Raw genomic sequence first — 19,183 nt, 5'->3', positions numbered from 1 at the left:
TACTCGCGACACAGGTTGTCAAGTGACAACTTATGCCTACCTCATCCGACTCAAGCGCTTCAGATGTTTCGTTATCCGAAACACATGAGCGATGAAGACGTCTTGAGAGATCCATACTAGAGTTACCACGGCAACGAAGCGAGACTGCCTGATGGCATAAGACAAAGGCGCGCTTATTCAGACAAGGCGGCAGATGCTGTGGCCCGGCGGCGCGTCGCCATGAAAAAGCCCCCGCCGGTCATCGACCGACAGGGGCTTGATGTATGCGATGCAAGCGCCGCCCGGCGCCCGACGGCGGGATTATTGCGACTGCGGCTGCGCGAGCGGCCAGGCGCCCGACAACACCTTTTCCAGCCAGAACGTGCCGATTATTGTTTTCACGTCGGTGATCTTGCCGGTCCGTACCCACTCCGACACTTCGGGAACCGTCGCAGTGAAGAGCTCCAGGAACTCGCCGTCGTCCAGCTTGCGCTCGCCGGCCGTGAGGCCGCGCGCAAGATAGATGTCGATGAACTCAGTGGAATACGAAATGATCGGGTGAACGCGCGTCAGATACACGTACTCACGCGCCGTATATCCGGTTTCTTCACGCAACTCGCGCACCGCGCAAGTTAGTGCGCCTTCGTTCGGATCGAGCTTGCCGGCCGGATATTCGACCATGACCTTGCCCATCGGATAGCGATACTGGCTCTCCAGCAGCACACGGCCGTCGTCGAACATGGGAATCACCATCACGGCGCCCGGATGCTGCACGTATTCGCGGGTGGCATGCTTGCCGTCCGGCAGGCGAACCGTGTCGCACTTGAGCGTCAGAAATGGGCCTTGATGAACCGTTTTGCTCTCGACACACGTCTCGGTGAGCGCGGCGTCGTGATCGGGAAGTTCAGCCATATGCGGACCTCGGAACAGCGTGGTGCGCGACGGCGGGACGCCGTCAGCGGCGTTTGACGAGATACTGGAAGGTGAAGCCGGGGAACGCGAACACAACGAATAGTGCGAATGTGATCGCGAAGAACTGCCAGCCCTGATCGAAGCGATTGCCCGCACGCGCTTCAAGCAGAAAACCCAACGCGCCGACCACAAAGTACAGCACGATCAGTTCCGCAATCCGGATCCATGCGCTTTTCTTCGCCGCCTTGAGCGGCACGGCGGCGAAGAGTCGCTGATTCAGGAACGGCAGGTTGGCACCGACCAGTGCCAACAGCACGATAAACCAGCCCGCTGCGGACATCAGAACGACAGGGTGTGCTGAATAGCCTGCAGGCAAGCCTTCAACAGCGGGTCGGGCACGATACCGAGCACCAGCACGGCAACGCCATTGAGCGCGAGCAACGCGCGCGTACCCGTGTCTGCCACGATCGCCGACTTGTCTTGCGGCTCGTCGAAATACATCAGCTTGACGATACGCAGGTAGTAGAACGCGCCGAACAGCGACGTGACCACGGCCAGCACCGTCAGCCAGGTCAGGCCAGCGTTCATGGTGGCCTGCAGCACTGCGAGCTTCGCGTAAAAACCGACCGCGGGCGGAATGCCGGCGAGCGAGAACATCATGACCATCATGACGAACGCGAACACCGGGCTGCGCTGATTCAGACCCTTGAAGTCCTCCAGCGTGTCGGCTTCGAATTCGCGGCGTGCGAGCAGCATGATGACGCCGAACGTCCCCATTGTCGTGATCAGATAGACGATGCTGTAGTACATCGCCGAGCCGTACGCGCTGGCCGCGCCCGTGGTCTTGTGGTCGACCACGCCGGCCAGCAGACCGAGCAGCACGAAGCCCATGTTCGAGATCGCCGAGTACGCGAGCATACGCTTGACGTTGCGCTGCACGATACCGGTGATATTGCCGACGATCAGCGAAAGCGCCGCCAGGATCACCAGCATTTGCTGCCATTCGACGGCGAGCGGCAAGAGTCCCATGACGAGGAAGCGCAGACCCCAGGCAAATGCCGCGACTTTCGGACCACCGCCAACCAGCAGCGTCATGGCCGTCGGCGCGCCTTGATACACGTCAGGCACCCACATGTGGAACGGCACAGCACCCATCTTGAACGCAACACCCGCCACGATGAAGATCACGCCGAACAGCAGCACGCTCGGGTCGTAATGGCTCTGGCCGATTGCCTTGAAAACCTCGTTCAGGTCGAGCGAGCCGGTCGCGCCGTACAGCATCGAAATGCCGTAAAGCAGGAAACCGGAAGCCAGCGCGCCGAGCACGTAGTACTTCATCGCAGCTTCGTTCGACGGCGCAGCTTCGCGGCGCAGCGCGATCACGCCATACAGCGACAGCGACATCAGTTCCAGACCGAGGTACAGCGTCAGGAAATTGTTGCCCGAGATCATGACGAGCTGTCCGAGCAACGAGAACATGCCCAGTAGGAAGAACTCGCCGCGGAACAGGCTGCGATCTTCGAGGTAGCGGCGCGAATACACGATCGAGACCGTGTAGCCAAGCGTCACCACCGCTTTCATCAAACTCGCGAACGAGTCGACCACATACATGCGGCTAAAGAAATAGTGCACCGACGGGTCGAACGCATTGACCGCGAACCAGATGCCGGCGACGAGCGTCGACAGGACCGCGATCAGGTACGTGGTACGGCGACCGGCCTGGCCGACGAACGTGTCGTTGAGCCACGCGACGACAACGGCGAGCATCACCAGCGCGTCGGGCAACAGGGCAGTCATAGGGGCGTTTTGCATGGTCTTTAATTCCTCCGCTCTGCGTTACTGAGACAACGGCAGCTTGGACTGCGCAACGTGGGAGAGGAGGTTTTCCACGGATACGTGCATCACATCGGTAAAGGGCTTCGGATACAGGCCCATGAACAGTGTCAGTGCGGCAAGCACTGCCAGCATGAAAAACTCGCGGCGGCTGATGTCGACAAGGCTCTTCACGTGGTCGTTGGCGACCGCGCCGAAGTACACGCGCTTGTACATCCACAACGTGTAGGCCGCGCCGAGAATCAGGGTGACAGCCGCGCCGCCCGCAATCCAGAAGTTGTACTGGACGGCAGCCAGAATCACCATGAATTCGCCGACAAAACCGGAGGTGCCCGGCAAGCCGCAATTTGCCATTGAGAACAGCATCACGAAGGCCGCAAACTTCGGCATGACATTGACGACGCCGCCGTAATCCGCGATCTGACGCGAGTGCATGCGGTCGTACAGCACGCCGATGCTCAGGAACATTGCGCCCGACACGAAGCCGTGCGAGATCATCTGGACGATCGCGCCTTCAACGCCGAGCTGATTGAAGATGAAAAAGCCGAGCGTGACGAAGCCCATGTGTGCAATCGACGAATACGCGACCAGCTTCTTCATGTCGGCCTGCACCATCGCGACGAGACCGATGTAGATCACCGCGATCAGCGACAGCGTAATCACAACCGGCGCGAGGAAGTGGCTGGCGTCCGGCGCGATCGGCATCGAGAAGCGCAGGAAACCGTAGGCGCCGAGCTTCAGCATGATCGCCGCCAGCACCACCGAGCCGCCCGTCGGCGCTTCCACGTGGGCGTCAGGCAACCACGTGTGAACCGGCCACATCGGCACCTTCACGGCGAACGCCATGAAGAACGCTATGAATAGCAACACCTGGGGCGTCATCGCGATCTGTGCATGCTGCCAGGTCGCCAGGTCGAACGTGCCGGTCTGAACGTACAGATAGAGCAGCGCGACCAGCATCAGCAGCGAACCCATCAACGTGTACAGGAAGAACTTGAACGCCGCGTACACGCGGTTCGCCCCGCCCCACACGCCGATGATGATGTACATCGGGATCAGCGTCGCTTCGAAGAACACGTAGAACAGCATGCCGTCGGCCGCGCTGAACACGCCGACCATGATGCCCGACAGAATCAGGAACGACGCGAGATACTGGCCCACGTTCTTCGTGATCACTTCCCACGCGGCGATCACGACGATCACGGTAATCAATGCGGTCAACACGACAAACCACATCGAGATGCCGTCGACACCCAGGTGATAAGTAATGTTGAATCGTTCGATCCAGTTCGCCTTTTCGACGAACTGCAGATCCGCGCTGCTCGAATCAAAACCGGTGATCAGCGGGATCGTCACGATGAAGCTGGCGACCGAGCCGATCAGCGCGACCCAGCGCGTGGGGCCCGGGTTCCGGTCAGAACCGATGGCCAGAACCAGCAGGCCAAAAAGGATCGGCAACCAGATGGCGATACTAAGAATCGGATAAGCGTGCATTAGTGTCCCTCGCCTTATTTGCCGCCGAGCGTTACAAACAGGGTCAGGAGCCCCAACATGCCGATAATCATGGCGAACGCGTAGTGATAGATGTAGCCGGATTGGAGGAAGCGGATCACGCCGGCGAACCAGCCGATGAAGCGTGCGCTGCCATTGACGATACCGTCGATCACGACGACGTCGCCTTCCTTCCAGAGACCACGGCCAATTGCCACGGCGCCCCGCGCGAACACGACTTCGTTGATCTTGTCCATGTAGTACTTGTTGTCGAGCAGCGTGTAGATCGGTCCGAATGCGCGCTTGATGGTAGCCGGCAATTCGGGACGAACGAGATACAGGAACCACGCGACGACCACACCCGCGAGCGCCAGCCAGACCGGCAGACCCGCCACCGAGTGCAGCCCCATTGCCGCCCAGCCGTGGAACTCTTCCGCCATTTCATGCAATGCGGGATGGTTTTCGCCGATGAAGATCACCTTGTCGAACGCCACACCGTGCTGGAAGAAGTCGCCGAACAGCATCGGACCGATTGCGATTGCACCGATCACGACAGAAGGAATCGCCAGCAGCACGAGCGGCAGCCACACCACCCAAGGCGTTTCATGCGGCTCGTGAGCGTGACCGTGGTCGTCGTGACCATGACCGTGACCGTGGTCGTCGTGCCCATTGCCATGACCGTGTGCCGCGGCTTCCGCGCCCATCGGCGATTCCGGATGCTTCGGATCGCGGAAGCGCTCCTTGCCGTGGAACACCATGAAGTACATACGGAACGAATACAGCGCGGTAACGAAAACGCTGGCCACCACGGCGAAGTATGCAAAGCCCGAACCCGGCAGATGCGACAGCTTCACCGCGTCGATGATCGAGTCTTTCGAATAGAAGCCCGAGAAGAACGGCGTGCCGATCAGCGCGAGCGAACCGACGAGCGACGTGATCCACGTAATGGGCATGTACTTGCGCAGGCCGCCCATGTTGCGCATGTCCTGATCGTGGTGCATACCGATGATCACCGAACCGGCGCCAAGGAACAGCAGTGCCTTGAAGAACGCGTGCGTCATCAGGTGGAACACGGCGACCGGGTAAGCCGACGCGCCGAGCGCGACCGTCATGTAGCCGAGTTGCGACAACGTGGAATACGCCACCACACGCTTGATGTCGTTCTGGACAATCCCGAGGAAGCCCATGAACAGCGCAGTAATCGCACCGATCACCATCACAAACGACAGCGCCGAATCCGACAGTTCGAACAGCGGCGACATGCGCGTGACCATGAAGATACCGGCCGTCACCATGGTTGCCGCGTGAATCAGCGCGGAAATCGGCGTCGGGCCTTCCATCGAATCGGGCAGCCACACGTGCAGCGGAAACTGCGCCGACTTACCCATTGCGCCGATGAAGAGACAGATGCAGGCCACCGTCAGCAGGCCCCAATCGGTACCCGGAAAGCTCAATGCCGCGAGTTCGGTGCGCTTTGCAAACACGTCGCCGTAGTTCATCGATCCGGCGAACGCGAACAGCAGGCCGATACCCAGCAGAAAGCCAAAGTCGCCGATGCGGTTCACGATAAACGCCTTCATGTTCGCGTACACCGCGGACTGACGCGTGAAGTAGAAGCCGATCAGCAGATACGACACGAGACCCACCGCTTCCCAGCCGAAGAACAGCTGCAGGAAGTTGTTGCTCATTACGAGCATCAGCATCGAGAACGTGAAGAGCGAGATGTACGAGAAGAAGCGCTGATAACCGTCGTCGTCGGCCATGTAGCCGATCGTGTAGATGTGCACCATCAGCGACACGAAGGTCACGACGCACATCATCATTGCCGTCAGCGAATCGACGAGGAAGCCGACCTCGAACTTCGTCTTGCCGATCGTCATCCATTCGTAGACGGTCGCGTTGAAGCTCGCGCCGTCCAGCACCTGGAAGAACACCATCATCGACAGCACGAACGAAATCGCAACGCCGAGAATGGTGACCGAGTGCGCACCCGCGCGCCCTACCGCCTTGCCGAACAGCCCAGCAATCAGGGAACCGGCCAGCGGTGCCAGCGGAATCGCCAGCAGCAGGTTTTCATTGAGTATCGTGGACATAACCGCTTTTCCTGAAATTAACCTTTGAGCTGATCGAGATCTTCGACATTGATCGTGTCGAGGCTACGGAACAGGGTCACCAGAATTGCGAGGCCGATCGCCGCTTCCGCTGCCGCAACCGTCAGCACAAAGAAGACGAAAATCTGGCCATGCACGTCGCCGAGGTAATGCGAGAAAGCGACGAAGTTGGTGTTCACCGCGAGCAGCATCAGTTCGATCGCCATCAGGATGATGATGACGTTGCGACGGTTCAGGAAAATGCCAACGACGCTTATCGCAAAGAGAATCGCGCCGAGCACAAGGTAATGAGCAAGGGTCAACATGGTTTCTATCTCCTGTCCGCTCAGCTGTTCTTGGCAGATGCCGATTCGGCAGCTGCCGCCGCTGCTGCGGCTTCTTCCGCCGCGACGGTTGCCGCGCTCTTTTCCGACGGCATCTTGACGACGCGCACACGGTCCTGGGCACGCACCTTCACCTGCTGGCTGACGTTCTGGCGTTTGCTGTCTTTCTTGTGGCTCGTGGTCAGCGCGATTGCCGCGATGATCGCCACCAGCAGCACGAGGCCGGCGACTTCGAACGCAAAGATGTAGTCGGTGTAGATCACCTTGCCGATCAGGCGGGTGTTCGACCAGTCGCCCATGCCGTTCGCGGCAGCGGTCGTGTCACGCACTACGGTGCTGGTCGCGCCGTAGCCGTGCCACAGGATCAGCGCGGTTTCGAGCACGATGATCGCGCCCACCACGGTGGCCATTGGCACGAAGCGTTTGAAGTCCTTGCGCAGCACGTCGATGTTGATGTCGAGCATCATCACGACGAACAGGAACAGCACCATCACGGCGCCCACATAGACCAGCACCAGCAGGATTGCGAGGAACTCGGCTTGCAGAAGCATCCAGATCGCGGCTGCGTTGAAGAACGCCAGCACGAGAAACAGTGCGGACGACACCGGGTTGCGCGAGGTGATCACCTTCAGCCCTGAAACCACCAGGAGCAGCGCGAAGATGTAGAACAGTACGGTCGTGAATTCCATGATTACCGGTTCATCGTTAGGCCATCGTCAGGCATTTTCTTTGGCACGTGTGTCTGGCAACAGCGCAAAAACCGCCAGAACAGCCGCACAGGTGCGCCGTGCCACGGCGCTCAGGCCGCGGCGCTCGGCCCGACAACAGGCCGTGTTACTGCTGCATTTACTGATATCGATGCGCGACTGCCGCATCTACCGCTTCGACAACTCGAACGTTTAACGATACGGTGCGTCGGCAGCCTTGTTCACGGCGATCTCCGCTTCGTAGCGATCGCCCACGGCCAGCAGCATTTCCTTCGTGAAGTACAGATCGCCGCGCTTCTCGCCGTGATATTCGAGGATGTGCGTCTCCACGATCGAGTCGACCGGACAGCTCTCTTCACAAAAACCGCAGAAGATGCACTTGGTCAGGTCGATGTCGTAACGCGTCGTGCGGCGCGTGTTGTCCTCGCGCGTTTCCGACTCGATCGTGATGGCGAGCGCGGGACACACCGCTTCACACAGCTTGCATGCGATGCAGCGCTCTTCGCCATTCTCATAACGGCGCAACGCGTGCAGGCCACGAAAACGCGGCGACATCGGCGTCTTCTCTTCCGGGAACTGCACCGTGACTTTGCGCTGGAACGTATAACGTCCGGTCAGCGCGAGGCCCTTGAGGAGCTCCGTCAGAAAGAAGGTCTTGAAAAAATTTTGGATTGCGGTCATGAGTTCATCCGCCCTTTATTTCCAGATATTCCACGGCGACATAATCCAGAAGCCGACCACCACCAGCCATACCACGCAAACCGGAATGAAAATCTTCCAGCCGAGACGCATGATCTGGTCATAGCGGTAACGCGGGAATGTGGCACGCGCCCAGATGAACACCGACAACAACAGGAAGACCTTGAGGACGAGCCAGAAGATGCCGGGGATAAACGACAGGAACCCGAACGGTGCGCTCCAGCCCCCGAGGAACAGTGTCGACGCCAATGCCGAGATCACGATCATGTTGATGTACTCGGCGAGGAAGAACAGCGCAAACGCCATCCCCGAGTAATCGATCATGTGGCCCGCGACGATTTCCGACTCCCCTTCCACCACGTCGAACGGGTGACGGTTCGTTTCGGCAATGCCCGAGATGAAGTACACCACGAACATGGGCAGCAGCGGCAGCCAGTTCCACGACAGGAAGTTCAGGCCGTGCGATGCAAAGAAGCCCTGCTCCTGCGAATTGACGATGCCCGACAGGTTCAGCGTGCCCGCCGTCATCAGGACGACGACCAACGCGAAGCCCATTGAAATTTCGTAGGAGACCATTTGCGCCGCGGCACGCATCGCGCCGAGGAACGCATATTTCGAATTCGACGCCCAGCCGGCCAGAATCACGCCGTACACGCCGATCGACGAAATCGCGATCGCATACAGCAGACCCGCGTTGATGTCGCCGAGCACCGCGCCCGCCTGGAACGGAATGACCGCCCAGACCGCGAAGGCCGGCACCACCACCATGATCGGCGCGATGAGGTAAATCCAGCGGCTTGCCTGAGCAGGCTGAATCACTTCTTTCAGCAACAGCTTCAGCACGTCGGCGATAGGCTGCAGGAGACCCGCCGGGCCGACGCGGTTCGGGCCGAGACGCACGTGCATCCAGCCGATCAGCTTACGCTCCCACAGAATCAGGTAAGCCACGCACAGCAGGATCACGACGGCCACCACAAGGATGCGCACCAGTGCCCACACCGTGGGCCATGCCACACCGAGAAGCTGGGTGCCGCCCGAGTTGATCGTATCGAACAAGCTCATTTACGCCTTCTCCACCACCAGTTCACCGAACAGGCTGCCCAGCGCTGCACCGGCAGGCGTAGCCGCCGATACGCGGACGACCGTCTCCGCAAGATTCGCGTCGCGCACGGCCGGCAACTGCACCGATTGCTCGCCCTGGCGCACGCGAACCGCGTCGCCTTCTTTCAAACCCAGTTTGTCGAACAGCGCAGCCGGCAGGCCGACGTTGTTCGCGGCACGCGCCGCGGCGGTCAGATGCAGCGACTCCGCGCGACGGACGAGCGCGTCGGCGTGATAGATCGGCACATCGGCGATTCGCTCGAACTTGCCTTCCGCCGCCTTAGCCGTCTTGCCGCGCGCAACTGCCACGCCGGTTCTGTTCGACAGACGCGACTGCAGTTCGCCGTCGCCGAGAGCGGCCTGGCGAACTTCTTCCGCCGTGTCGTATTCAAAGCCGGGCACGCCCAGCAGGCTACCCAACACGCGCAACACCTTCCATGCCGGGCGCGTGTCGCCGAGCGGGCGCACTACGCCGTTGAACGACTGCACCGTACCTTCAGCGTTGACGAACGTGCCGGCCGTTTCCGTGAACGGCGCGATCGGCAGCAGCACGTCGGCGTATTCCGCGCCGGTCTGGAACGGCGACATCACGACAACCATTTCAGCTTGCTTGAGCGCCGCCAAAGCCTGAGCCGGATTCGCTGTATCGAATTCCGGTTCGACGTTCAGCAGCAGATAGCCCTTGCGCGGCTGTTCGAACACTTCGCGAGCGTTCAGACCGCCCTCCCCCGGCAATGCGTTCACCAGATGCGCACCAACCGTATTGGCAGCTTCCGTCATGAAACCGAGCGTGGCGCCGGTTGCGTCCGCGATCCATTGGGCGGCAGCATGAATGACCGCGAAATCCGGATGACGCACCGCGCCGTTGCCGAGCAGCACGAGACGGCGTTCGCCGGTTGCGAGCGATTTCGCGACTTCCTTGTCCGAGTCCGTAGCCTGTGCGCTCGAGAAAGCTTCAGGCAGCGCTGTACCGTTCGCTTGCGAGACCGCCGATGCAATGCCAGCCAGCGTATCGAGCCACGCCGACGGCGCTGCGGACAGGCGTTGACCTTGCGGAATCAGCGCGTCGTCGCCCGTTGCCTGGACCAGCGTAAGCTTCGCGCCGCCCTTTGCGGCCTGACGCAGGCGTGCGGCGAACAGAGGATGATCGCGACGCAGATCGGAGCCGATCACCAGAGCCGAGTCGATGTTCGACAGATCCGCAATCGCGGTGCCGAGCCACGGCGTGCCGCTGACCGGAGCCGAGAAATCCGACTGACGCAGGCGGAAGTCGACGTTAGGCGTGCCGACCGCTTGAGCGAGCTGCTTCAGCAGGAACAGTTCTTCGACCGTGCTATGGGCGCTGCCGAGCGCGGCCAGCGCGTTCGCGCCGTGGTCGCCCTTGATGCCCTTCAGACCCTTCACCACGTAGTCGAGCGCGGTCTGCCAGTCGGTTTCGACCCACTTGCCGCCCTGCTTCAGCATCGGCTGCGTCAGACGTTCCGGGCTATTCAGGCCTTCGTACGAGAAGCGGTCCTTGTCCGAAATCCAGCATTCGTTGATCGCTTCGTTTTCGAACGGCAGAACACGCATCACGCGATTGTTCTTCACTTGCACCACGAGGTTCGCGCCGACCGAATCATGCGGACTCACCGACCTGCGGCGCGACAGTTCCCACGTACGTGCGCTGTAGCGGAACGGCTTGCTGGTCAGCGCGCCGACCGGGCACAGGTCGATCATGTTGCCCGACAGTTCGGAGTCGACCGTCTTGCCGACGAACGACGTGATTTCCGAATGTTCGCCGCGGCCCAGCATGCCGAGTTCCATCACGCCGGCCACTTCCTGTCCGAAGCGCACGCAGCGCGTGCAGTGAATGCAACGCGACATTTCTTCCATCGAGATCAGCGGGCCGACGTTCTTGTGGAACACGACACGCTTTTCTTCGCTATAACGCGACGACGACTTGCCGTAGCCCACCGCGAGATCCTGCAACTGGCACTCGCCGCCCTGATCGCAGATCGGGCAATCCAGCGGGTGGTTGATCAGCAGGAATTCCATCACGGCTTGCTGGCCCTTCACCGCCTTGTCCGACTTGGTGCGCACGATCATGCCGGCCGACACCGGCGTCGCGCATGCGGGCACGGCCTTCGGCATTTTCTCGACATCGACGAGACACATCCGGCAGTTGGCCGCAATCGACAGCTTCTTGTGATAGCAGAAGTGAGGAATGTACGTGTCGACCTTATGCGCAGCCTGGATCACCATGCTGCCTTCAGGCACTTCTACTTTCTTGCCGTCTATTTCAAGTTCAACCATGATGGTCAATCTTCCTTAACCTGTTACCGCTCAATCGTTCGCCCCGTTCATCGCCCGTTCAGGCAATGAAATCCCGTGGTTGACGTGTTCTGGTACGTACCTGTGCAGCGTTCTTATGGACCGCTTGTCCGGTCGCTGACCGGGGTCGCTTAGCGCCCGCTCAGGCAGCCACTGTTTCCGCAGCCGCCGCGGCGCCCGCATGACCGCCGACGAGGCAATGCTTGTGAGCGACGTGATATTCGAATTCGTCCCAGTAATGCTTGAGCATGCCGCGCACCGGCATGGCCGCTGCATCGCCGAGCGCGCAAATCGTGCGGCCCATGATGTTTTCCGCAACCGAGTTCAGCAGATCCAGATCTTCCGGACGGCCGAGGCCGTGCTCGATACGATGCACGACGCGGTACAGCCAGCCCGTGCCCTCACGGCAAGGCGTGCATTGACCACACGACTCTTCGTAGTAGAAGTACGACAAACGCAGCAGCGAACGCACCATGCAGCGCGTCTCGTCCATCACGATGACCGCGCCCGAGCCGAGCATCGAGCCGGCCTTGGCGATGGAATCGTAGTCCAGGTCGGTCTGCATCATGACGTCGCCCGGGATCACCGGCGCCGACGAACCGCCAGGAATCACAGCCTTGATCTTCCTGCCGCCGCGCATGCCACCAGCGAGCTCCATGAGCGTCGCGAACGGCGTGCCGAGAGGAACTTCATAGTTGCCCGGACGCTCGACGTCGCCCGAGATCGAGAAGATCTTCGTGCCGCCGTTGTTCGGCTTGCCGATTTCCAGATAATTCTGCGGCCCGATCGCGAGCAGGAACGGCACAGCCGCGAATGTCTCGGTGTTGTTGATCGTGGTCGGCTTGCCGTACACGCCAAAGCTCGCCGGGAACGGCGGCTTGAAGCGCGGCTGGCCTTTCTTACCTTCCAGCGACTCGAGCAACGCGGTTTCTTCGCCGCAGATATAGGCGCCGTAACCGTGGTGCGCATGCAGTTCGAACGAGAAGCCCGAACCCATGATGTTCTCGCCGAGGAAACCGGCGCGGCGAGCTTCGTCCAGCGCTTCTTCGAAGCGTTTGTAGACTTCCCAGATTTCGCCGTGGATGTAGTTGTAGCCGACCGTGATGCCCATCGCGTATGCGCCGATGGCCATGCCTTCGATCAGCGAATGCGGATTGAAGCGCAGGATGTCACGGTCTTTGAACGTACCCGGCTCGCCTTCGTCCGAATTGCAGACCAGGTACTTCTGGCCCGGAAACTGACGCGGCATGAAGCTCCACTTCAGGCCGGTGGGGAAACCCGCACCGCCGCGGCCGCGCAGACCCGACGCCTTGACGTCGGCGATCACCTGCTCGGGCGGAATCTTTTCTTCCAGAATGCGACGCAGCTGGGCGTAACCGCCGCGCGCCACATAGTCTTCGAGATGCCAGTTGTCGCCGTTCAGGCCAGCGAGAATCAGCGGTTTGATGTGACGATCGTGTAAAGACGTCATTTCGAAAGTTCCTCGAGCAGCTGGTCGATCTTCTCGCGGCTCATGAAGCTGCACATGCGATGGTTGTTCACCAGCATCACCGGCGCGTCGCCGCACGACCCCATGCACTCACCTTCTTTCAAGGTAAATTTGCCGTCCGCCGTGGTTTCGCCGAAGTCGATGCCGAGCTTCTGCTTCAGATATTCAGCGGCGCTGTCGGAGCCGCCGTCCGGGCCGAGTTGACACGGCAGGTTCGTGCAGAGCGTGATCTTGTGCTTGCCGACCGGCGACGTCTCGTACATCGTGTAGAAGGTTGCCACCTCCTGCACGGCGACTGCCGGCATGCCGAGATAGTCCGCGACGAACTGCATGAGTTCGGGCGACAGCCAGCCATGCTCTTCCTGAGCAGTGGCCAACGCCGACATTACGGCGGACTGTTTCTGATCGGCGGGATACTTCGCGATCGCACGATCGATTTCTTTCAGGCCTTCAGCTGAGATCATTTTCAGACACGACTCTTTCAATTCCTACCGAACGAAAACCTGTCGCTCACTTCGTGCTGCGACAGACCCGGCGTTCCTTGCTTGACGCGCGCCTTCGGAACTTCCTGAAGGCGCGCACCGATGATTACGTCCTAGCGATCTACTTCGCCGAACACGATATCCTGCGTGCCGATGATCGTTACGGCGTCGGCGATCATGTGACCGCGCGCCATTTCGTCGAGCGCGGACAGATGCGCGTAGCCGGGTGCGCGGATCTTCAGGCGATACGGCTTGTTCGCGCCGTCCGACACCAGGTAGATACCGAACTCGCCCTTCGGGTGTTCGACGGCGGCGTAAGCCTCGCCTTCCGGTACGTGGAAGCCTTCCGTAAACAGCTTGAAGTGGTGAATCAGTTCTTCCATGTTCGACTTCATGCCCACGCGCGACGGCGGAGCAACCTTGTGATTGTCGATCATCACAGGGCCCGGATTCTTGCGTAGCCACTCAATGCACTGTTTCACGATTCGCGTGGACTGGCGCATTTCTTCGACGCGAACCAGATAGCGGTCGTAACAGTCGCCGTTCACGCCGACGGGAATGTCGAAATCGAGCTTTTCATAGACTTCGTACGGCTGCTTCTTGCGCAAATCCCATTCGATGCCCGAACCGCGCAGCATTGCACCGGACATACCCATTTGCAGGGCGCGCTCCGGGCTGACCACGCCAATGCCGACCAGACGCTGTTTCCAGATCCGGTTGTCGGTGAGCAGCGTTTCGTATTCGTCGACGCACTTCGGAAAACGCGTGAAGAAATCGTCGATGAAGTCGAGCAACGAACCTTGACGGTTCTCGTTCATCTTAGACAATGCCTTCGCATTGCGAATCTTCGACGCCTTGTACTGCGGCATGGCGTCCGGCAGATCGCGATAGACACCGCCCGGACGATAGTAAGCCGCGTGCATCCGTGCGCCGGACACTGCTTCGTACACGTCCATCAGATCTTCACGCTCGCGGAACGCATACAGAAACACTGCCATTGCGCCGACGTCGAGCGCGTGTGCGCCGATCCACATAAGGTGGTTCAACACGCGCGTGACTTCATCGAACATCACGCGGATGTATTGAGCACGTACCGGCACGTCGATGCCAAGCAGCTTTTCGATTGCCATTACATAGCCGTGCTCGTTGACCATCATCGACACATAGTCGAGACGGTCCATGTACGGCACCGACTGAATGAACGTTTTCGTTTCGGCGAGCTTTTCAGTCGCGCGATGCAGCAGGCCGATGTGCGGATCGGCGCGCTGGATGACTTCGCCGTCGAGTTCCAGCACGAGACGCAGCACGCCGTGCGCTGCCGGGTGCTGAGGACCGAAATTGAGCGTGTAGTTCTTGATCTCTGCCATGGCGTTCTCTTAGTGTTTCAGACCGCCATAGCGATCTTCGCGGATCACGCGCGGCGTGATTTCCCGCGGCTCGATCGTCACAGGCTGATAGACGACGCGCTTTTCTTCCGGGTCGTAACGCATTTCGACGTACCCGGAGACAGGGAAATCTTTGCGGAACGGGTGACCAATGAAACCGTAGTCGGTCAGAATGCGGCGCAGATCCGGATGGCCTTCGAAGACGATGCCGTACAGGTCGAATGCCTCGCGCTCGTACCAGTTAGCCGAATTCCAGACGTCGACCACCGATGGCAGGATGGGCATTTCGTCGTCGGGCGCGAACACACGAAGCCGCACGCGCCAGTTGTTCTGCACCGACAACAACTGCAGAACGGCCGCGAAACGCGGACCGTCATAAGCGCCGTCAGCATAGGTTTGATAGTCGACGCCGCACAGGTCCATCATCTGCTCGAAACCGAGCGAGCGGTCGTCGCGCAGACGCGTTGCCACGTTGAGGTAGTCGCTTGCTTTCACGACGATCGTCAACTCACCGATTGCCTCGGTGGTGCTCAGCAGGAGGCCGCCAAATGCCGCCTCGAGGTTCGCTTTCAGGGTCTCGAGTTTGCTTGCCATATTGTGGGGGAGGCGTTGCCTTATTGACGGGCGATTGTGTTAGTGCGGCGAATCTTGGCCTGCAACTGGATCACGCCGTACACCAGCGCTTCCGCTGTTGGCGGGCAGCCCGGTACGTAGACGTCGACGGGCACGATGCGATCGCAGCCACGCACTACCGAATACGAGTAGTGGTAATAGCCGCCGCCGTTCGCGCACGAGCCCATCGAAATCACCCAACGCGGCTCGGCCATCTGGTCGTACACCTTGCGCAGAGCCGGCGCCATTTTGTTGCAAAGCGTGCCGGCGACGATCATCACGTCCGACTGACGCGGACTCGGACGAAACACCACGCCAAAGCGGTCGAGGTCATAACGGGCAGCGCCCGCATGCATCATCTCGACCGCGCAGCATGCAAGACCGAACGTCATCGGCCACAGGGAGCCGGTACGCGTCCAGTTGATTAGTTTGTCAGCCGTTGTGGTGACAAACCCTTCCTTCAAGACCCCTTCGATACTCATTTGCTTTCCACTCCAGACGGGGCGGCAAGCCTTGGCCACCCACGCAAACCGGCGATTAAACCATCATTCCCAGTCGAGGCCGCCCTTCTTCCAGATATAGGCGAAGCCCAGCAGGAATTCGAGCAGGAAAATCATCATCGCCATGAAACCGGGCCAGCCGATGTCGCGCAGGGCGACGCCCCACGGGAACAGGAACGCGGTTTCAAGGTCGAAAATGATGAAGAGAATGGCGACGAGGTAGTAGCGCACGTCGAACTTCATGCGCGCATCTTCGAATGCTTCGAAGCCGCACTCGTACGGTGCGTTCTTCTCGGTGTCGGGCTTGTTGGGACCGAGGATCTTGCCAATACTGACCAGTGCTACGCCTAAACCGGTGCCCACAACGAGGAACAACAAGACGGGGAAATAGGCTGCGAGGTTCAAGACTATCCTCAATCGGTTGGTTCTGAGTGCCGTCAGGAGCATAGCACCCCTGACGCGAAATCACTTCTGAGACGTACATGTCACGGATTGAGCGCAATCCGTGCGCCAGAAGTGAAAATGCCAGCCGAAGCGAAGCAAGCGGCTGGCATTAGATAACATTTGGTGCCGACGGCGAGACTCGAACTCGCACAGCTTTCGCCACTACCCCCTCAAGATAGCGTGTCTACCAATTTCACCACGTCGGCACTGTATGCAATCCGGGAAAACAACTTATAAAACCCGCGAATCGCTTCAAGACTTAGATTGTAACTGCTCTAAACAGTTTGTTCAACGCACAAAACCACTTTCTACGAAAATTTATTTCGGCACGTCGGTAGCAGGCACGGACGCAGCCGATGCCGCCAACGCACCCGAACCACCAGCCGGCGCGGAAGCGGCAGAAGCCACAACCGGTGCCGTAGCCGTTGCGCCGAGCACGCCTGCAGAAGGCTTTGCGCGATACGCACCGAGATAGGTCAGCGTCAACGTAGTTACAAAAAACACCGCCGCGAGCACTGCGGTTGTCCGCGACAAAAAGTTTGCGGACCCGGTGGCACCGAACAGGCTGCCCGACGCTCCACTACCAAAAGCCGCGCCCATATCGGCGCCTTTGCCGTGCTGCAGCAACACGAGGCCGATGACCCCGAGCGCCGACAACAGCTGAACGACGATAATCAATGTTTTCAAATACAGCATTACACTCACCTGAGTCTTTATTAGCCGGGCCCCGCAGGCTGCGAGACCCCGGAATGGGTCATCCTCGACTACAGCAATCCACCTAAGTCGCGGCTGTCGTTGCAGCCGCCGCCTTGCAGATCGCCAGAAAATCCTTGTCCTTCAACGACGCGCCGCCGATCAGGCCACCGTCGATATCCTGCTGGCTGAACAACTCTTCCGCGTTGTCCGGCTTCACACTGCCGCCATACAGCAGCGTCACGTTTGCAACACCGGCGCCCTTTGCCGCAAGACGCGAGCGCAAGAAAGCGTGCACAGCCTGCGCCTGCTCGGACGTCGCGCTCTTGCCGGTGCCGATCGCCCAAACGGGCTCGTACGCAACCACGATATGCGCTGCTTCCTCCGCCGACAGCTTGGCCAGCACCTCGTCGAGCTGCGCGCCGACTACCTGCTCGGTCGATCCGGCTTCGCGCTCCTCGAGCGTTTCGCCGACGCATACGATAGGCGTCAATCCCGCCTCGAGCGCGCGCTGTGTCTTTACGGCGACCAGCTCGGCGCTTTCGCGATGATAGGCGCGGCGCTCCGAATGCCCGACGATGGCAAACGCGGCGCTGAAATCCGCCACCATTTGCGCAGCCACCTCACCGGTATAAGCACCGTGCGTGAAAGCGGAAATGTCCTGCACGCCCCACACCACCCGGCTGCCTTCCAGCAACGACTGCGCTTGCGCGAGGTACGGGCTCGGCACGCAAACACCCACGCGCACGTCGGCCGGGAGTTCTGCGGCACCCTTCGCCACCGCCTGCAACAGCCCCGCGTTGTCGGCGAGACACCCGTGCATCTTCCAGTTACCAACTACCAGTTTCGCTCGTTGCGTGGACATCGTCTCGTCTTGCCCCTTGTCGTCTGCTTGCGGTGCCTTGGGGGCGGGCTTCGTGTGCACTCTCTGTGCGCACCGTTTGCGTACCTCGCAACCCGCCTTTCGAATTCATGCAGCGTGCGCAAAACGCGCAATTTTACTGCGTGGGCGAGATCGGGTCAAACAAGCCTGTGCGCACCGAATCCCGCCCGTAAGCCAGCATCAACCGTCCTGACCCCAAGTCAGCACGATTTTGCCGACGTGCGTGCTGCTTTCCATCAGCGCATGTGCTTCAGCAGCCTGCGCGGCAGGAAACACGCGATGCACCACCGGCTTGATCCGACCGTCTTCCAGATGCGGCCACACCTGCGCCTTGAGTTGTGCGGCAATTTTCGCCTTAAATTCGACCGGCCGAGGACGCAACGTCGAACCGGTCACCGTCAACCGGCGGCGCAGCACCTCGTTCAAATTCAATTCCGCCTTCGCGCCGCCCAGCAGCGCGATTAGCACAATGCGCCCGCCGTCGGCGAGTGCCGTAAGTTCGCGCGACACGTAGCTGCCCGCCACCATGTCGAGGACCACGTCCACGCCGCGGTCGTTTGTCAGCGACTTGATGACTTCGACGAAGTCTTCCGTCTTGTAGTTGATGGCACGCTCCGCGCCCAATGCCTCGCACGCACGACACTTTTCGTCCGAGCCGGCGGTTGCGAACACGCGAAAACCCAGCGCATGGGCAATCTGGATCGCGGTGACGCCGATACCGCTCGAGCCGCCCTGCACCAGCAACGTTTCGTTCGGGCCGCCCTCGCCCTTGCCGAGCTGCGCGCGATCGAACACATTGCTCCAGACCGTAAAAAAAGTCTCCGGAAGCGAAGCTGCTTCGACATCGGACAGGCCGCTCGGCACCGGCAAGCATTGCAATAGCGGCGCGGTCGCATACTCGGCGTAGCCGCCGCCCGCTAGCAACGCACATACGCGATCGCCGATTTTCAGGCCGAACGGGTTGTTCTTCGCGTCGATGTCGCCGCCGACGATCTCGCCCGCCACTTCGAGCCCCGGCAGATCGGAGGCGCCCGGAGGCGGCGCATAGGCGCCCTTGCGTTGAAACACGTCCGGACGGTTGATGCCAAAAGCCGCCACCTTGATCAGCACCTCGCCCGCTTTCGGCTGCGGCGTGGGCCGCTCCGCGAGCTTGAGAACTTCCGGCGCTCCGAATTCCGTGATTTCGATCGCTTTCATCTGCGTCAACTCCAAGATTGGATTGCGTT

19 protein-coding genes and 1 tRNA gene are annotated in these 19,183 nt (G+C 60.2%); all 20 read right to left on the bottom strand.

The window, feature by feature from the left end; genetic code table 11:
• Window positions 1–300: 300 nt before the first annotated feature.
• Complete coding sequence (locus H281_RS0123570; RefSeq protein ID WP_020069594.1) at window positions 301–891, bottom strand: NUDIX domain-containing protein; 591 nt, start codon at window positions 889–891, stop codon at window positions 301–303.
• 43 nt (window positions 892–934) lie between these two features.
• Window positions 935–1,231: a DUF2818 family protein gene (locus tag H281_RS0123565; RefSeq protein WP_020069593.1), complete on the bottom strand. Its 297-nt coding sequence runs from the start codon at window positions 1,229–1,231 to the stop codon at window positions 935–937.
• Window positions 1,231–2,703 (bottom strand): NADH-quinone oxidoreductase subunit NuoN, encoded by a 1,473-nt coding sequence (nuoN, locus tag H281_RS0123560; protein WP_027804885.1) that lies wholly within the window; start codon window positions 2,701–2,703, stop codon window positions 1,231–1,233. The genes H281_RS0123565 and nuoN overlap by 1 nt, the downstream gene beginning before the upstream one ends.
• A gap of 24 nt (window positions 2,704–2,727) precedes the next feature.
• A complete protein-coding gene (locus H281_RS0123555) occupies window positions 2,728–4,218 on the bottom strand; it encodes an NADH-quinone oxidoreductase subunit M (RefSeq protein ID WP_020069591.1) in 1,491 nt (496 codons plus the stop codon).
• Window positions 4,219–4,232: 14 nt separating this feature from the next.
• Entirely contained in the window at window positions 4,233–6,308 is a 2,076-nt protein-coding gene (gene nuoL / locus H281_RS0123550; protein ID WP_020069590.1) for an NADH-quinone oxidoreductase subunit L, read from the bottom strand.
• 17 nt (window positions 6,309–6,325) lie between these two features.
• A complete protein-coding gene (nuoK, locus tag H281_RS0123545) occupies window positions 6,326–6,631 on the bottom strand; it encodes an NADH-quinone oxidoreductase subunit NuoK (RefSeq protein ID WP_013339863.1) in 306 nt (101 codons plus the stop codon).
• A gap of 20 nt (window positions 6,632–6,651) precedes the next feature.
• A complete protein-coding gene (locus tag H281_RS0123540; RefSeq protein ID WP_020069589.1) occupies window positions 6,652–7,338 on the bottom strand; it encodes an NADH-quinone oxidoreductase subunit J in 687 nt (228 codons plus the stop codon).
• 210 nt (window positions 7,339–7,548) lie between these two features.
• Window positions 7,549–8,037 (bottom strand): NADH-quinone oxidoreductase subunit NuoI, encoded by a 489-nt coding sequence (nuoI, locus tag H281_RS0123530; protein WP_020069588.1) that lies wholly within the window; start codon window positions 8,035–8,037, stop codon window positions 7,549–7,551.
• A 15-nt stretch (window positions 8,038–8,052) separates the two neighbouring features.
• Entirely contained in the window at window positions 8,053–9,117 is a 1,065-nt protein-coding gene (nuoH, locus tag H281_RS0123525; RefSeq protein WP_020069587.1) for an NADH-quinone oxidoreductase subunit NuoH, read from the bottom strand.
• On the bottom strand, window positions 9,118–11,451 hold the full coding sequence (gene nuoG / locus H281_RS0123520) for an NADH-quinone oxidoreductase subunit NuoG (protein ID WP_020069586.1): 2,334 nt from the start codon (window positions 11,449–11,451) through the stop codon (window positions 9,118–9,120).
• Window positions 11,452–11,611: 160 nt separating this feature from the next.
• A complete protein-coding gene (gene nuoF, locus H281_RS0123515) occupies window positions 11,612–12,940 on the bottom strand; it encodes an NADH-quinone oxidoreductase subunit NuoF (RefSeq protein WP_020069585.1) in 1,329 nt (442 codons plus the stop codon).
• Window positions 12,937–13,422 carry an NADH-quinone oxidoreductase subunit NuoE gene (gene nuoE / locus H281_RS0123510; protein ID WP_006052900.1) on the bottom strand — a complete coding sequence of 162 codons (486 nt, stop codon included), beginning with the start codon at window positions 13,420–13,422 and terminating at the stop codon, window positions 12,937–12,939. Before nuoE ends, nuoF begins: the two co-directional genes overlap by 4 nt.
• A 131-nt stretch (window positions 13,423–13,553) precedes the next feature.
• The gene (locus H281_RS0123505) at window positions 13,554–14,807 is read right to left on the bottom strand and encodes an NADH-quinone oxidoreductase subunit D (RefSeq protein ID WP_020069584.1); all 1,254 of its coding nucleotides are present in this window, start codon (window positions 14,805–14,807) and stop codon (window positions 13,554–13,556) included.
• A gap of 9 nt (window positions 14,808–14,816) precedes the next feature.
• On the bottom strand, window positions 14,817–15,419 hold the full coding sequence (locus tag H281_RS0123500) for an NADH-quinone oxidoreductase subunit C (RefSeq protein ID WP_020069583.1): 603 nt from the start codon (window positions 15,417–15,419) through the stop codon (window positions 14,817–14,819).
• A gap of 20 nt (window positions 15,420–15,439) precedes the next feature.
• Window positions 15,440–15,919 (bottom strand): NuoB/complex I 20 kDa subunit family protein, encoded by a 480-nt coding sequence (locus tag H281_RS0123495; protein ID WP_006052903.1) that lies wholly within the window; start codon window positions 15,917–15,919, stop codon window positions 15,440–15,442.
• 63 nt (window positions 15,920–15,982) lie between these two features.
• Window positions 15,983–16,342 carry an NADH-quinone oxidoreductase subunit A gene (locus H281_RS0123490; protein ID WP_013339872.1) on the bottom strand — a complete coding sequence of 120 codons (360 nt, stop codon included), beginning with the start codon at window positions 16,340–16,342 and terminating at the stop codon, window positions 15,983–15,985.
• A 160-nt stretch (window positions 16,343–16,502) separates the two neighbouring features.
• A tRNA-Leu gene (locus H281_RS0123485) sits at window positions 16,503–16,587 on the bottom strand.
• 112 nt (window positions 16,588–16,699) lie between these two features.
• Window positions 16,700–17,077, bottom strand: coding sequence for a preprotein translocase subunit SecG (secG, locus tag H281_RS0123480; RefSeq protein WP_020069582.1), 378 nt, complete (start codon window positions 17,075–17,077; stop codon window positions 16,700–16,702).
• An 82-nt stretch (window positions 17,078–17,159) separates the two neighbouring features.
• Window positions 17,160–17,939, bottom strand: coding sequence for a triose-phosphate isomerase (tpiA, locus tag H281_RS0123475; protein ID WP_027804883.1), 780 nt, complete (start codon window positions 17,937–17,939; stop codon window positions 17,160–17,162).
• Window positions 17,940–18,137: 198 nt separating this feature from the next.
• Window positions 18,138–19,154 (bottom strand): NAD(P)H-quinone oxidoreductase, encoded by a 1,017-nt coding sequence (locus H281_RS0123470; protein WP_027804882.1) that lies wholly within the window; start codon window positions 19,152–19,154, stop codon window positions 18,138–18,140.
• Window positions 19,155–19,183: the final 29 nt, after the last annotated feature.

Source organism: Paraburkholderia caledonica, from assembly GCF_000383275.1.
GTDB lineage: Bacteria > Pseudomonadota > Gammaproteobacteria > Burkholderiales > Burkholderiaceae > Paraburkholderia > Paraburkholderia caledonica.
The sequence above is the reverse complement of the archived record's forward strand: the minus strand, read 5'-3'. Positions and strand labels throughout refer to the sequence as shown.